This window comes from Mycobacterium sp. (assembly GCF_965277065.1).
Classification (GTDB): domain Bacteria; phylum Actinomycetota; class Actinomycetes; order Mycobacteriales; family Mycobacteriaceae; genus Mycobacterium.
Genome location: NZ_CBDIBT010000014.1, coordinates 16,307 through 29,715, shown reverse-complemented (window position 1 = coordinate 29,715; position 13,409 = coordinate 16,307). Strand labels below are relative to the sequence as shown.

Here is a 13,409-nt window from a genome sequence, read left to right as displayed (position 1 = left end):
CTGTCGGTGGCCCCGCGTAGCCTCCCGCGCAACGAGAGGAACCGCCATGACCACCCCTGCCGAGCGATCGGACGAGCTGCGCCTAGAGCTCCTGCACCGCATCTGGACTCACCCGGTGCGCACCTGGTCAGACACCCTGCTCGAGACGATCGCGCACGCGATCGACCTGCAGTTCGGCGCACCGCTACCGCCAACGCCACCCCGGGCTGACCGACACCTGACCGTGGTGCCCAACCTCGAGGAGCTCGCCCCGTCGCCGCGCACGCCCGCCATGTGAGGCAAGTGTCCACACCGTCGAGTCACGCGAAAGCTGTAGGCGAGGCGGCGCCGCGGCGGTTACCGTGTAACCGGAGCCGAGGTCATCGCCGCCCCCTGGCATTGCCTCGGCTCCCCCTACGTTCCTCGGCGCAACTGCTGTCGCGCGCAGCGGTGAGCCCGGTCGGAATCTCAGCGCCGAGGAGACAGATGAGTCGGTTCACCCCCGCCACAGTGGCATTCGCATCGATTGCTGCCGTCGTCTCGCCGGCGCCACCCGCCCATGCCGGCGGTCAGTACGTCCGAACGCAGTCGGGGTTGGTGCGCTATCTGGTGACGGCCAGCGATCAGAGCCGCGGGGGCGCACCCACCGTCGCGTGTGACGACGACCGCGGCTTCCAAAGGCCCCGGTCAGCCGAGCCGACAACAAGCACCTCCAGATCGCGGTCATCGAGGCGTCCAGCAGATTCTCCTGGGGACAGAGGCGATATCGGCGGCACTCCACAGAACGATCTGCAGCTGGTCACGGGTCAGACGCTGCGCATCCAGGGGTGGACGGTCGCTCCGGTCAGCGACGGCACCCAGTTCACCAACGACGGCAGCGGCCACGGCTTGTTCGTCCGCGTCGACGAGGTGTCGCCGTTCTGAGCAGAATCGCACGATGAAGGCGGTGCCCGGCTGCGGTCGGCCTAGCTGTGGACTTCGACCACCGCGCCGGGGGCGTGCTTTTTGATCGCCTCAATGCCTTTCTCGGCGTTGGCCTTCGACTCGTAGCCTTGGCTCGCGGCGATGATTTCGCCGTTAGGCGCTTTGAGGTGGAATCGGAACTTGCCGGCGTGATCCTTGCTGATCTCGAACTTGGCCGCCATCAGTCACTCCCTCAGCTCGGGGCTGTTGCTGACGACGGTAGCGCCGATGTCGAGAACGCGTTCACATTTCAATCGAGTGTTCAGTGGGCGGCCACCGCGCTCAGCGTCTCATCGACGGTTTGGTGCACACCGAGCAGCTCGCCGAGCTCGAGTACCTCGATGGTCCGACCAGCCACCGGCCCGCCGGTGACGACGGCAAACTGATCGCCATCACCGACTCTATCCCGGGCCTCAACCAGAACGCTGATGCCCGCCGATCCCAGGAACCCCACGTCCGAGAGATCGATCACCAGGGCCTGCGGCCGATCAGCCAGCGCCTCTGATATCGCACATTTGAATGCAGCCGAGCTGGCCATGTCGAGCTCGCCCCTGACTGCTAACACGGCGACACCGTCTCGGTCATGAACGGAGGCGCTGATCAGATCGTCCGGCCGCAACACAACAACTCACCTCTTCGGGAAGGCGCCCGCCGGGGGGAGGGCTTGCCGATCGGTCCGCGGCTTGGCCGGGTTCGGCAGATTATTGCGCCCAGCATCGCTGCGAGAGGAACGTTCGGCGCAGAAAGTCCGGGTCGTAGGCCCCGAGCGGCAACAGTCGGCGGCGTCAGTGCCGCCGGTACTCGGGTTTTACCCGACGGCGCGGTGCCCACCGTCAGGGAAATAGAACCTCGGCGCGCGCAACCCTGCCGATCTTGCGCTGCAGTGGCGCGGCATGTTGAGGCAGTCGATATCGGATAATTCGGTGACGATGGAGAAGTCCAGACCCGACCCGACGATACTGCTGGCCCACTAACACTCGGTCAGGCAGAGCACCCGCATCCAGTCCAGATCACTGAGCGGCTCGCGGTCGGTGACGGCTTCCGCAAGGCGGTAGGTGAGGTTGGCGAACTTCCGCCATGACGATAACCCCAGTACCTGATAAGGGAAGGGTGCGCCGGACGCGGAGAACTGTCACTGGTACATCGCCTGCCAGATGAACGTGCGTTCGTCATCGCTCAGCTCGACGGTCACCCGATCCGGTGACCCTGTCATCCGGCCCATCCATGGTCGGCTGCGGCCCGAATAACAGAGTGGCGTGTCGACGTCGCCAAACTTGTCCCGAATGCGGCGCAGCGCGCTCAACGCGTCCGCGTCGGAAAGCCCGGTGGCCGCGCTGAAGTCATGGCCCAACCCGATCAAACTGCTGGCCCAACAACGTCAGGTCAAGAACAGGGTCCGCGCCCAGTCCAGATCGGTAAGCGGCGCTCGTGTTCGACCGCGTCAGCTGGAGTTAAGCCAAATTCTCAGCCCGTTAAAGATTCATGATCCGGAATCCAGCTCCGAAACTAACCTGCATAGGGCTCAGGTGCCGCCGCGATCTCCGGCGATCCCGGGCATCGGTCAGGGCCCGCCTTTCCAGTGGTCGATGCGGTGGTGGTCGGGGGTGAAGCCGTGTTGCACGCCCCAGAGCACGGCTTGGGTGCGGCTATCGACGTTGATTTTGCGGTAGATACTGCGGATGTAGGACTTCACGGTGTTGGGGCTCAGGTAGGTCAGTCGAGCGACGTCGGCGTTGTTCTTTCCCTGCGTGATCAGGGCTAAAACTTCTGATTCGCGGTCGCTGAGTCCTTCGGTGCGCCCAGGCCAGTCCAGGCCTAGGGCGCTGCGTGCTCGTGGGGCGGGTTCGCTGATCACCAGCTCCCCGGCGTGAACGGCTTCAAGGGCTGCGACGAGTTCCCGCGCAGGCAAGGTCTTGGAAAGGTAGCCGTGGGCTCCGTGCTCGCGAGCGCTGGCGATCAGATCGGGGTGAAAGTTCCAGGTGTAGACCACAACGCGGTGGGCGCGGGGGTTGGTGATCAACGCGGCGATCTCGTGGTCATCGGTTTCGGGCTGGGCGAAGGAGTCGTACAACGCGATATCGACGGCGTCTTTGACACCCATGGTGGCGTCCAGTTCGGCGACCACGATCCGGTCGCGGTAGTTGTCGAACATGTTGGCCACCCCCTTGACCACCATGTCGTAGTCGTCCACAAGAGCCACAGTGATCGGGCACTTCGCTGCAGATGACATCGTCCGAATTTACCTCCTCAGGGGTGTATCCGGACCCCCCTAAGGGGTGTTGCATCGAAGGAAGCGTCGAGCAGGTCGACGCCCCAAGCAAAAGGAACACAACATGATTACTACCCTGGCGGCAAGCGAGATTTTGGCCCGCTCCACAACCGTGACCAGCGTCGGCTGGATCGGCTACATCGTTATCGGTGCCCTGGCTGGCTGGATCGCATCGCTGATTATGAAGACCCGGGAAGGTCTGCTGCTCGACATCGTGATCGGCGTGGTCGGCGCGCTGGTGGGCGGTTTCTTGCTGAGCTTTGTGGTAAATACCGCTCACGGTGGCTGGTGGTTCACCCTGTTCACGGCGACCTTCGGAGCGGTGATTCTACTAGCACTGAGGCGCATGGTCGGCGGCGCAGGTAGGCGTACAAGCGAGCCCAGAGTTCGGTAAGCCTTGCTGTGAGACTGCTAACAAGCGCTTGCAATAGCTAGCGCCGTTCACGACTCTAGAGGCCACGGCATACCCGCGAACTGCGAGACCACCCTCAGTTCGACCGCCCCACGGCAGTGCGCCACTACGTGGGGCCCGGGTAGCCATGGACTCGACGAGAGGAACTCGATATGTCAAAGAACAACAGCGGTCCCATCAACGCTGTCCTGGGCGTGGTCGAGGGTGTCGTCGGCATCGTCAAGCAGCTGATCGGCATCGTCTTCAACCGCGGGGACTTGCAAGAAGAGGGCCAAGCACAGCAGGACAAGGCCGCCGCGCAGCGCAAGGTCGCTGGCAAGGAAGCCGACGCCGAGAAAGCGCGTGCCGAAGCGAAAGTCCAGGAGACGCGCCAAAAGGGTGCGCGTAAGTCGTAACGGTTAACCGTTTCGACTCAGACGCTGCCAAATCGATGGGCGTCATCGAATCCAAGCCCTCGGAGCCGACCGCTTCGCGTTCGATGTCGTCCACGTCCGCTTCGACACAGTGACGGCCTTGCGCAATTCCGTTGGCGCACGACGGATCGCCTCAGTCGGCAGGGTGCGAACGTACTCGCCAAAAGGTGATCCCTCGTGCAGAGCCGGGCAACGGACATCGGGTCGGTGCGAACGTCTCACCCGTCGGTATTTGCCGCAGCGTCGTCATCAGAAATTTCAACGGCCAGAGCGACATTCGCGCGAATTCGCCGGCAAGCGCTCAGCCGCAGGCGCGCGACAAATGCCCTGTGAGGATGCGATTCAGGACCGGTCACTTCGATCTATTTCCGCTACTCGAATCACCAAGAGGCATCCCACGCTACCCAGCGGCACAGCAAACTCAGCGCCACGTAGAACGTCGCCTCGTAGGTCCCAGTGCTGATGGTCACCAGATAACCCGTTCCAGCCACCAAAAGCGCCAGCAGGCGCCAGGTTTGACGTTCACGTCGATTCAGCTGATCGTCAGACTTCCCGCCGAGGCAGGCGGTGCCTAAGCGCCAGGCCGCATTTCGCACCGGGTCTCACCGGGGACGGCACCCACGGTCACACCGCAAGAGCCTCTGGCCGCTAGCGTCGTCGAGCCCAGCGACCGCCTCAGTTACCGCGGCGTGCACCGACTGACTTTGGTACGCCATCGCGAGCCCGAATCCGATACCGGCGACGAGCGTCGACACGATGACGCCGACAGGTCGGGACGGCTGTTGGACGCCAGCGTGCAGCCCGAGTAGCAAGCCGAATGGCAGTCCGTACAGCAGCGCCCGAATCCAGAAGGGCTGCAACAGCAATTGCACACCCTGAACTAAACAGCGTTCCCGGTGGGCGATCACATATCCGACGGGCACAGCGGGTCTTTCGGCCGCGCCGGAGTGGCCACGTGGATGGTCATCGGGGCGGCCTGTGGCGGTGCGGCCGGTGGTGCCGGAGCGGTGGGGGCAGGCGGGGGTGTGGCAGGCGGCGGCGCCTGATGTGCTGGCGGAGGGGGCTGTTGCGGTGGCGGTTGCTGCGGCTGCGCGGCGGGTGTGTGCTCGGCCGGCGGCGCAGGATGGGTCGACGCCGGTTGCGGCGCCGCGGCTGCCGGAGGCGCCTGGTGATCGGGCGGCGCGGCATGACTGGTGTCGGCCATCGGCGCGGAGCCGTTGCCCGAGCCGAACCCCGGCAGCCCGGACGCCGAGGAGCTCGATCCCCCGCCGCCGGATCCGCTGCCGCCGCCGAACCCAGAGGAGGCGCCCGCGGCCTGCTGAGAGACCGGCTGCTGCTGGGGCTGTGGTTGTTGCTGCGGTTCCGGCTGATTAGGCGGCGGTGGTTGCCGCGGCGGCTCCTTGGGGTGCTTGTCCTGCTGCTGCGGCTGCTCGTGTTGCGCATCCGGTGGCGGCTGCATCATGTGGGCGATGTTGCCGCTGTTCTGCGGCGGCGTGGGCGGCGTCGGGGTGGGATGGGTCGTGGCCGTGACGTTGGCCAACGGTTTGATGGCCGCGGTCGCGGTGGAGACCCCTCCGATCGCCAGCCCGCTGCCGATGCTGGCCGCCGCGGTGCCCAGGTTCCCGCCGGCCTGCATGCCACCAGAGACGGCTTTGCCGATGGCCTCCGGGATCGATTTGAGCAGGTCGCTGCCCGCCGCGTCGCGGGCCTCCAGTCCCGCCACGCCCGCGGCCGCGGTGGCCGCCAGCGCTGGGCCTCGCGGTGCCAGCGCCGCGGACATGGTGGCCATCTTGGTCTGCATCCCGGTGGCCACCGCTCCGGCGGCGATATCGACCGGCGAGCCGGGCCGAGGAATCGGTGTTGCGGCTGCCGGGGACATGGTGGCCGACTGCTCGATGTGGGCCGCCACGGTGGAAGCCGCTGTCAGCAAGCTGCCCGGCTGGACGTGGACCGGCACATCAGCCATCAGATTCCATCCCGTCGCTCGCGCGGTTTACCCGCCGCCGCCGGAGGGCCACAACTCGCCCTCCAGGTCGATCTGCCTGATCTCGTATTCGATCTCAGGGTACTTCGGGGTGGTGTCCCTCCACAGACTTAATAAGGAGGTCACCCTCGCCAGATTATGGTGCGCGCGGGCGTACGGCGAGGCCCCCTCGGAGTCCAGCATCCGGCCCGGCCGATGGCTGGCAGCGTTGGCCGCCGCGAGCAGATGCTCCATCTCCAGCGCTGACCAACGGTCCTCGGGCACGCCTTCGCCGGCGACCAGGCCCTGCAGTACCCCCCGGATTACCGGCGGCACCGCCAAGTCTTGCAACGCGCCCGCGCGGTCCAGCACCCGGACCACCGCGACGACCGTCGCCTTCCAGGTCTGTAATCGGTCCGGCGGCGTCGACCCCCCCACGTCGGTCAACCGGGTGTAGAGCGCGGCGTCGAACGTTTCGAGCCGGTGCCGGCGGGACTCGTCGAGCTTCGAGCCCGGAGCGTCCTGCGGGATCGGCGAGGTCAACAGCGAGCAATCCTCGATCAGCGCCACCCCGGCATCGCGCGCCGGCAACGAAGATCCGCCCTGGCTGGTCGACACCGCCAGCGCGTGCAAGGTGATGTTCGGGTTGGCCTCCGCCAGCAGTTTCGCGTACGCCAGCATCGTCTGGGTCGGGTTGGCCCAGCCGAACCACCGGGCTTTGAAGTCGTTGCCCAGCGCGGGATTTGAGAACAGCAGGTGCACGTTACGCGGCACGAACACCCCGATCGGGATGTAGCCCACGCCCTCGCTGCTCACCACTACCGTCTCCACACCGGACGGGGTCTTGAAGACACCCACGCACCAGTCCAAGAACGGGTAGAGCCGCGAATCGTGCAGCAGCTGGTAGACCAATTTGACTGCCGAAGCCAGCAGAGCATCCGGCATTGCCGAGCGAATCGCCTCGGCTCCCGCGCCGGCCGCGGCACCGACACCGGAACCCACCACCCCGGGCGGCAGTGGCGCCACCGGCGCCGCAGCACTTGAGATCACCGGTGAGGACGGCGCCGCGGTAGGGGCTCCCGAGGCCGGAATCACCGAAGCAGCGGCCGCTGCGGCAGCCGGACGGGGGATGTCAGATCCAAACGGCGGCAACGGACCCATCGCCGCAGGCATCGCGGCGGCACCACTTGTCGGAGGTGCCGCGGCGGGTGTCGCGGGAGGTGCCGCAGGCGCACCGCTGGCCGCCGAGACCGGCGCTGGACCGTGGACGAACCCCGCATTCGGTGCGCCACCACTTCCTAGCGGCTCACTCGGCGGTACCGGCGGCATCAGCGGAGTCGCGGGCGCCGACCCCTGGCCCGAGCCGAGGCCCTGGGAGAAATTGGCTGGTGACGCCATCGACGACGCCGGAGACAAGCTGCTGGCCGGCGAGAAGTTCCCGAGGCCGCTCGCCGGAACCCCGCCGCCACCCAGGCCCCCGGGTAGTCCACCGGGCAGACCGCCACCGCCTAAACCTCCGGGCAGCCCACCGCCGCCCGGCAATCCCGATAGCGGTGGCATTCCCGGCGAACCGCCGGGAAAAGAGCCACCACGGTCGAGCAACGCGGGATCTTCCCTTGGCTGACGACCCCCGGGGATATGGCGGCCCGATCCATTCGCAGACCCTTCCGAGGGCACACTTCCGCCCCTGTCGCCTCCCGCGGGTCCAGTCCGAATGGTTCCGCCGCGATCGCCGCCTGCCGGTCCGAATCCGGGCGATTGGCCACCGGGTCCCTGCTGTGGCGAAGGACCCCCGTGCGGGCCGTTACTGGCGGGCGCAAAATTTGGCCCGCTCCTCGGTCCGAGAATAGTGTCGTCGGCCGAGATCCGGGGGCTGGGTGGAGCCGCTCCGTTTGTGCCGCCGCCCAAAGCCTGCGTCGTGCCATCAGATCCGGTGAGCTTGAAGCCCTCTTTCCCGATAGCTCCTGTCGCCGCTGTGGTTTTCGCTGTGGCGTCTGCTCGGGCCTGCGCGACGATCGCGCTCAGCATGGCGGCCTTAGCGCCCGCACTGAACGCGCCACCGCCGGAGGATAAGACTTGCTGGATTTGCTGATTCGCATCGCGATCGATGTTGTCGAGGTCCTCGCGAAGACCACCGATCAGCCGACCAACTTCGTCGGCAGCGCCTGCCATGGTGAAATATTCGTCCGCGTGGGCCATCACAGTTTGGGCTAGGCGGTGACTGGCGTCAGTGAAACCGTCAACCGTGTGGCCTGACTGTCCTTCCGCTGGTACGCCGTCGGCCGTGCTGCGAATCGCACTCGCGGACTCGAGTAGTGAAGCCGCTTTTTGTCGGTGCTGCGTCGCTGCCTCGGACCAGTCCCCCGGATCAGTCAGCGGAAATAGGCCGCCGACAGTCAAGGGCGAATATGGCCGTGAGGGATACCCGGTCGGGATTGACGTCGCTACCACTGCACACCTAACCGATGGCAGACCTCGTGGGGGCCGCTGTACCCGATGGTTGCGTCATTCCAGGCCGCCGCGTCCGGAGCAGTTTCTGGGCCGGGCCGAATGTTGACTGCGTAAACGCGGATGTCATCGATCATGCGCTGCAACATCCGTCGCAGGAATGGGTCGGCGCCGGGGTGGCTGTCCAACACCGGCTGAATCCGCTTGACCCAGTCGAGAACTGAGGCCTCATAGTCTGAAATCCCCGCATCGCGAGCGGCGGTGCCAGGGTTGCCGAGATCGACAAAGGCTTTGCCAGTTTCGTTGCTTTCATGTAACAGTGGTCCCACTTCTTCGCACAGCTTTCGGTCAGCTGCGGTGGTGTCAGACGTTGCAGACGTCGATGGCGAGGAGGCCGAAGATGACTGGCTTGTCGACGTGCTCGCCGGCGGCCGGTTGAGGCCGATAATGCCGACTATCAGACCTGCGACCGCCAGCAATATCGCTGATGCCAGCCCGATCGCAGTGAACAATCCCGGACTCCGCGGCCGACCGGGCGGGGGCGGCGGTCCGTATCCGGCTGGCGGCATGTAGGAGCCAGGCGGCAGGTTGGGCACGCCAGAGGGCGCCTCGTAGGGCGACGACATAACTCCAGTTTAGTGGTCGTGCAAGCGTGCGGCAGTCACAATTCGCCCGGAACAGCCTTGCCCCCAAGTCCCGTTTCTGTCACGGATCCGCGCCCCTGGTGTCGATGGTCCCGGATAACGTCGCCGTATCAGCCCTGTTGGTGAAGACCCTGACTGTAATATCCGCGCATGCCGTTGGCTGACGGGCAGTCGTTCGCCGGGTACAAAATCCTGCGACTACTGGGCTCTGGGGGGATGGGCGAGGTTTACCTCGCTGAGCATCCCAGGCTGCCGCGAACCGACGCGCTGAAGGTGCTGGGCGCAGACGTCTCGGCGAATGCCGAGTACCGCGCTCGGTTTGCCCGCGAGGCCGATCTCGCTTCAACGCTTTGGCATCAACACATTGTCGGCGTGCATGACCGCGGCGAAGACGACGACCAGTTGTGGATCTCGATGGATTACGTCGACGGACTGGATGCCGCGCACCTACTGAACGACAAATTTCCGGACGGCATACCGACGCGCCAAGTCGTCAAGATCGTCGCTGCGGTGGCGAGTGCCCTTGACTACGCGCACGACCGCGGCCTGCTGCACCGTGACATCAAGCCAGCCAACATCATGATCACCAGTGACGAGCAGCGAATCCTTTTGACCGACTTCGGGATTGCCCGTAGCGTGACCGATGTCAGCTCGCTGACCGCCACCGGATTCACAATGGGCACAGTCGCGTACTCCGCGCCGGAGCAGTTGACCGGCGAAGATCTCGATGGTCGCGTCGACCAATACGCCTTGGCCGCGACCGCCTATCACCTGCTCAGCGGCGCTCAGCTCTTCCCGCATTCAAATCGTGCGGTCGTCATTGGTCGACACCTCGGCACAGCACCGACGCCCCTCGCCGAGAATCGACCCGAGCTCGCTGCGCTAGATCCGGTGCTGGCGACTGCACTGGCCAAAAGCCCCGCCGATCGATTCCGCCGCTGCGCCGACTTCGCCAACGCCTTAGCCTTAGCGCCCAGTAAACCGGTCGTCGACCGTCAAGATCACGGCGACGTCGTTGCGACGCCGCCCTTGGCGACCACAGTCGCTGCGGCCCACTTTCCAAAGGCTCCTGCAGCAGAACCGACCAAGCTCGCAGCTGTGGACGATGCCTCGGCATATTCGCGTTTACTGAAACCGTCCAAGAAAGTGCCGGGAGAATCGAAGCAACTCTCCTCGCAGTCCGATTGGCGCCGCAAGTGGCGTCCCATCGCCGTCGGACTATCGCTATTGGTCGCGGTGGCAGTCGTATTCGCGGTGCGACCATGGGACGAAGGACGACCCGCCGCGGCGTCGCTGCCTTCTCCTGCTGGCGTCCAGCCGATCGCGTTCGACCGCATGCGCGCTTTCGCGGAGGATTACTATGCTGACCTGCCGGACGATCCACCTAACGCTTGGAAAAAGGTAGATACTCAGTGGCAGAACAAGACTGGGCACCAAGACTTCCTTGACTTCTGGGCGACAGTCCAGTCGGTAGCGCTCGTATCGGTTTCTCCCCGGGACGCAACGAGCGTGGTTGCCCGCGTCAGGTATGTGCCCCGGGACGGGGAACCCAGCACCGAAGACCGCTGGCTGCGGATGATCTCGGCCAATGGCCAGCTACTTCTGGATGGATCTGGCCGTATCGGGACCGTCGATCAGCCGACCAGTGCCGCACCGGCGACCAGCTCTCCCACGAAGGCGGTCGACGCCGCACTATTGACGAGCACTGAGCTGAGCTCTCTCCTAGGCGCCAAGGTGACGGATAATCCCGCGGGCAACGGCGCCGGCGGACTCGCGATGAGCTCGTCCTCGTACGGAACATCGGACCATGCGAGCCAGGTCAAACCTCGATCGTGTGTCGCGGTGGCCTTCACCGGTGAGCATGACGTGTATGGGGACGCCGACGTAAAAGCGATCAAAACGCAGACCTACACCAGCTATTCGAACGCGGGTCCTGACACGCTTCAACAGACCGCAGCCGTGTTCGCATCTGCCGCCTCGGCCCAGAAGTTTCTGACCTCGGTGCAAGCATCATGGAACGCCTGCGCCAACGGCGAAGTCGATGTGACACTCGGCTTCGAGAACGGTAGAGGTTTCAGATCGGGCGGTGTCCGCCACAAGGACAACCTCATCACCATCTCGATGGCTGACAACGGTGGGCTGAACGGCGCGCATGCGTGTCAGCAGGCCCTCGGCGTGCACGCCGAAATCGTTGTCGAGGTCCGCACTTGTGACGTTCCGCCGGGTATCTCCAACCCCATGATCCCGGGCGACCCGCAATGGGCGACTGATGATGCCGAACGCTTGGCAGAAGCTATGCTGGCAAGAGCTAAACCGTGACGTACCGCGAAGCTAGACGTAGCACCTTTTGAAGGACTTTTCCGTCAAACCTCCGGCGGCGCAATATCATCCAATGTCGCCCAGAACTCATCGCGCGACAACCGCATCGCCTGGTTCCCGGCCTCGAACAACCGGTTTAGCCGCTCCTCGAGGTCAAGGTTGCTCAGCAGTTGTCCGACGTTGTCTTGGATGAACAGTGTCAGCAGTCGGCCATCTTCACCCAGAGTGAATCGGATCAGACCGTCGGGGTCTTCGACCTCGGTGCGCAACGCGGCCATCCGTGCGATCGCATCATCGAGTTTGGCTAACGTGGAAGCGATTTCGGCTTCGCTGAATTTGACCTTCTCCTCGGGTCCCAGATCGTCGAAGCCGCTCGCGTCGGTCACGACTTCTCCCCCGACGGTCCCGATACGATGCGCCGCACACCGGGTGGCGGCGGAGCACCAGTAGTTTCCTCGTCGCGGTCCGATTCAGCCGGTGCGGTCGCCGACACCGCCAGCCGACGAGGTACGGCCTTTCCGGTGACCTCCTCGGTGTGCGGGACCGGTTCGGCAACAACGCGTTTGGTTCGGCCCGGCTGTTCCTTGCTCCTCTCGTCGCCACGGCCGCCCATCCCGCTCGTCGGCATTCCCATCGGCATCATGGCCGGCCCGGCCACAGGTGCGGGTGGCGGTGCCGAGCTCGCGGGAAGCCGCGGTGACGTGGAGTCTCCAGCCGTCGACAGTCCGACCGGCATCGTCGGAGCGCTGAAACCACCTGCCGCCGGGATGGTTTGACCCCCGCCACCACTTAGACCGTCGCCGATGTCGTCGGGCGTCTCCCCGTCCCGGTCAGGATCCGATGCAGGCTCACCGCGGTCAGGCGATGAATCCGACTTCGGCGGCTTCAGCCCGGACAACGCCTGGGTACCGGCCCGCATCAACGACTGCGGTGCTCGCTCCGTCGCCCCGATCAGACCGCCCAGCGCCCCGCCAGCGGATTCCAGCAGCGTCGGCATCAGCTGTGGCAGCACTCCGGCGGCCTGGCCAGCAGCCTCCGGCGACGGTGGCGCGGCGCCGGTCGGCACACCAGGCTGTCCGGTGTCGGTTGCGATGTCCCCGGATCCGCCCTGGTTGGCATCCGAGGCGCCGGTACCCGGCTCCCGCAGTTCGCCGGTCGTCGTGACATCGGTCGCGGCATGGTAACCGCTAAAGCCATGCACCGCTTGCTCGTTCAGGGCTGTCAAGTCGGCCGTCGCCTGTGCCAGCGGCCCCGCATACGCGCCGTGCGACTCGATGTTGGCTAACGCGATCGTTTTCACCCGCTCCTGGGCGCCGCGCAACTGCTGCGGGTGCGGAATGTCTTGTCGCGCTTGGCCGTGCTGAGCGGCGTGCTCGGACGCCTGCTGCGCCAACACATGCGCGCGCGACCCGCACTCGTCCAACCGGTCGGCAAACTGGCGCAGATGCCCGGTGACCGCCGGGGCCGACACCGGCCCATCCAACTGGTCGGGCAGGTGGTTGATTGCCGAGCGGATCACCGCGGCCGCATGGTGGGCCGCATCGGACACCTGTGACCACGAGCCGATGAACGCCTCCCCGGCGCTCGGATTCCCGCTGTGCACGGCGACCGCAATTGCTTCCGGCGACGCGCCGAGCGGGGGTGGCAGCGGAGCCCGCACATCGGGCGGCACCGGCGGTGCGGGTGGCGCCCATCCTCGATAGCTCGGACCGTGCTCCACCGCGACGAGGTTCGCGATGCCGGAGGCGTTCAATTCGTCGGTGATCGCGAATCCCATTGCCGCACCGCTCAACTGCTCGGCACTGGCCACCAGCGCCGCCGACAGCGCCCCCAGTGCCCCGGCCAGTTGCGCACCCGCGCCCGAGAGTCGGCCGGCCGCCCCGCCGGACACCTGATCGGCGGCCAGCGGCGGATGCACGGCGTCGCCGCCGGTGACAGCATTGACCGCGGACGCCACCCGATGGGCGGCGGCCACCAGTCCAGCTGCGTCGACCTTCAC

The 13,409-nt window shown here is 65.7% G+C and carries 16 protein-coding genes; 7 read left to right on the top strand and 9 right to left on the bottom strand.

Annotation, left to right across the window (positions count from 1 at the left end):
• The first annotated feature begins 46 nt into the window (after nt 1–46).
• Together ACQY5A_RS02895 and ACQY5A_RS02890 are read left to right on the top strand one after the other, a co-directional pair.
• Nucleotides 47–277 (top strand): hypothetical protein, encoded by a 231-nt coding sequence (locus tag ACQY5A_RS02895; protein WP_428338876.1) that lies wholly within the window; start codon nt 47–49, stop codon nt 275–277.
• A 188-nt stretch (nt 278–465) separates the two neighbouring features.
• Nucleotides 466–903 (top strand): hypothetical protein, encoded by a 438-nt coding sequence (locus tag ACQY5A_RS02890; RefSeq protein ID WP_428338875.1) that lies wholly within the window; start codon nt 466–468, stop codon nt 901–903.
• Nucleotides 904–944: 41 nt separating this feature from the next.
• Here ACQY5A_RS02890 and ACQY5A_RS02885 read toward each other — a convergent pair whose 3' ends face one another.
• The 4 genes from ACQY5A_RS02885 to ACQY5A_RS02870 all read right to left on the bottom strand — a co-directional run bounded on the left by ACQY5A_RS02885 (nt 945) and on the right by ACQY5A_RS02870 (nt 3,172).
• Entirely contained in the window at nt 945–1,124 is a 180-nt protein-coding gene (locus ACQY5A_RS02885; RefSeq protein ID WP_428338874.1) for a YegP family protein, read from the bottom strand.
• 80 nt (nt 1,125–1,204) lie between these two features.
• Nucleotides 1,205–1,564, bottom strand: a complete 360-nt coding sequence (locus ACQY5A_RS02880; RefSeq protein ID WP_428338873.1) for an STAS domain-containing protein — start codon at nt 1,562–1,564, stop codon at nt 1,205–1,207.
• Nucleotides 1,565–2,074: 510 nt separating this feature from the next.
• Complete coding sequence (locus ACQY5A_RS02875; protein ID WP_428338872.1) at nt 2,075–2,293, bottom strand: hypothetical protein; 219 nt, start codon at nt 2,291–2,293, stop codon at nt 2,075–2,077.
• Between the two features lie 210 nt (nt 2,294–2,503).
• The gene (locus tag ACQY5A_RS02870) at nt 2,504–3,172 is read right to left on the bottom strand and encodes a LuxR C-terminal-related transcriptional regulator (protein ID WP_428338871.1); all 669 of its coding nucleotides are present in this window, start codon (nt 3,170–3,172) and stop codon (nt 2,504–2,506) included.
• 103 nt (nt 3,173–3,275) lie between these two features.
• Here ACQY5A_RS02870 and ACQY5A_RS02865 point away from each other — a divergent pair, with 103 nt between their 5' ends.
• A complete protein-coding gene (locus tag ACQY5A_RS02865) occupies nt 3,276–3,605 on the top strand; it encodes a GlsB/YeaQ/YmgE family stress response membrane protein (protein ID WP_428338870.1) in 330 nt (109 codons plus the stop codon).
• Nucleotides 3,606–3,775: 170 nt separating this feature from the next.
• On the top strand, nt 3,776–4,018 hold the full coding sequence (locus tag ACQY5A_RS02860; protein WP_428338869.1) for a CsbD family protein: 243 nt from the start codon (nt 3,776–3,778) through the stop codon (nt 4,016–4,018).
• A 922-nt stretch (nt 4,019–4,940) separates the two neighbouring features.
• Here the strand turns inward: ACQY5A_RS02860 and ACQY5A_RS02855 are convergent.
• Nucleotides 4,941–6,002, bottom strand: a complete 1,062-nt coding sequence (locus tag ACQY5A_RS02855; protein ID WP_428338868.1) for a hypothetical protein — start codon at nt 6,000–6,002, stop codon at nt 4,941–4,943.
• Nucleotides 6,003–6,029: 27 nt separating this feature from the next.
• Nucleotides 6,030–6,944 carry a hypothetical protein gene (locus tag ACQY5A_RS02850; RefSeq protein ID WP_428338867.1) on the bottom strand — a complete coding sequence of 305 codons (915 nt, stop codon included), beginning with the start codon at nt 6,942–6,944 and terminating at the stop codon, nt 6,030–6,032.
• Here ACQY5A_RS02850 and ACQY5A_RS02845 point away from each other — a divergent pair.
• Together ACQY5A_RS02845 and ACQY5A_RS02840 are read left to right on the top strand one after the other, a co-directional pair.
• Nucleotides 6,913–7,623 carry a hypothetical protein gene (locus ACQY5A_RS02845; RefSeq protein ID WP_428338866.1) on the top strand — a complete coding sequence of 237 codons (711 nt, stop codon included), beginning with the start codon at nt 6,913–6,915 and terminating at the stop codon, nt 7,621–7,623. The two genes, ACQY5A_RS02850 and ACQY5A_RS02845, sit on opposite strands and share 32 nt — an antisense overlap.
• Nucleotides 7,624–8,075: 452 nt before the next feature.
• On the top strand, nt 8,076–8,213 hold the full coding sequence (locus ACQY5A_RS02840) for a hypothetical protein (protein ID WP_428338865.1): 138 nt from the start codon (nt 8,076–8,078) through the stop codon (nt 8,211–8,213).
• 230 nt (nt 8,214–8,443) lie between these two features.
• Here ACQY5A_RS02840 and ACQY5A_RS02835 read toward each other — a convergent pair whose 3' ends face one another.
• Nucleotides 8,444–8,959, bottom strand: a complete 516-nt coding sequence (locus ACQY5A_RS02835) for a hypothetical protein (RefSeq protein WP_428338864.1) — start codon at nt 8,957–8,959, stop codon at nt 8,444–8,446.
• A gap of 282 nt (nt 8,960–9,241) precedes the next feature.
• Here ACQY5A_RS02835 and ACQY5A_RS02830 point away from each other — a divergent pair, with 282 nt between their 5' ends.
• Nucleotides 9,242–11,410 (top strand): serine/threonine-protein kinase PknH/PknJ, encoded by a 2,169-nt coding sequence (locus ACQY5A_RS02830; RefSeq protein WP_428338863.1) that lies wholly within the window; start codon nt 9,242–9,244, stop codon nt 11,408–11,410.
• 44 nt (nt 11,411–11,454) lie between these two features.
• Here ACQY5A_RS02830 and ACQY5A_RS02825 read toward each other — a convergent pair whose 3' ends face one another.
• Complete coding sequence (locus tag ACQY5A_RS02825; RefSeq protein ID WP_428338862.1) at nt 11,455–11,796, bottom strand: hypothetical protein; 342 nt, start codon at nt 11,794–11,796, stop codon at nt 11,455–11,457.
• The gene (locus tag ACQY5A_RS02820) at nt 11,793–13,409 is read right to left on the bottom strand and encodes a PPE domain-containing protein (protein WP_428338861.1); all 1,617 of its coding nucleotides are present in this window, start codon (nt 13,407–13,409) and stop codon (nt 11,793–11,795) included. Before ACQY5A_RS02820 ends, ACQY5A_RS02825 begins: the two co-directional genes overlap by 4 nt.

Coding starts and splice junctions, on each gene's coding strand:
- ACQY5A_RS02895 (WP_428338876.1), top strand. CDS start 47: ATGACCACCCCTGCCGAGCGATCGGACGAGCTGCGCCTAGAGCTCCTG.
- ACQY5A_RS02890 (WP_428338875.1), top strand. CDS start 466: ATGAGTCGGTTCACCCCCGCCACAGTGGCATTCGCATCGATTGCTGCC.
- ACQY5A_RS02885 (WP_428338874.1), bottom strand. CDS start 1,124: ATGGCGGCCAAGTTCGAGATCAGCAAGGATCACGCCGGCAAGTTCCGA.
- ACQY5A_RS02870 (WP_428338871.1), bottom strand. CDS start 3,172: ATGTCATCTGCAGCGAAGTGCCCGATCACTGTGGCTCTTGTGGACGAC.
- ACQY5A_RS02865 (WP_428338870.1), top strand. CDS start 3,276: ATGATTACTACCCTGGCGGCAAGCGAGATTTTGGCCCGCTCCACAACC.
- ACQY5A_RS02860 (WP_428338869.1), top strand. CDS start 3,776: ATGTCAAAGAACAACAGCGGTCCCATCAACGCTGTCCTGGGCGTGGTC.
- ACQY5A_RS02855 (WP_428338868.1), bottom strand. CDS start 6,002: ATGGCTGATGTGCCGGTCCACGTCCAGCCGGGCAGCTTGCTGACAGCG.
- ACQY5A_RS02850 (WP_428338867.1), bottom strand. CDS start 6,944: ATGCCGGATGCTCTGCTGGCTTCGGCAGTCAAATTGGTCTACCAGCTG.
- ACQY5A_RS02830 (WP_428338863.1), top strand. CDS start 9,242: ATGCCGTTGGCTGACGGGCAGTCGTTCGCCGGGTACAAAATCCTGCGA.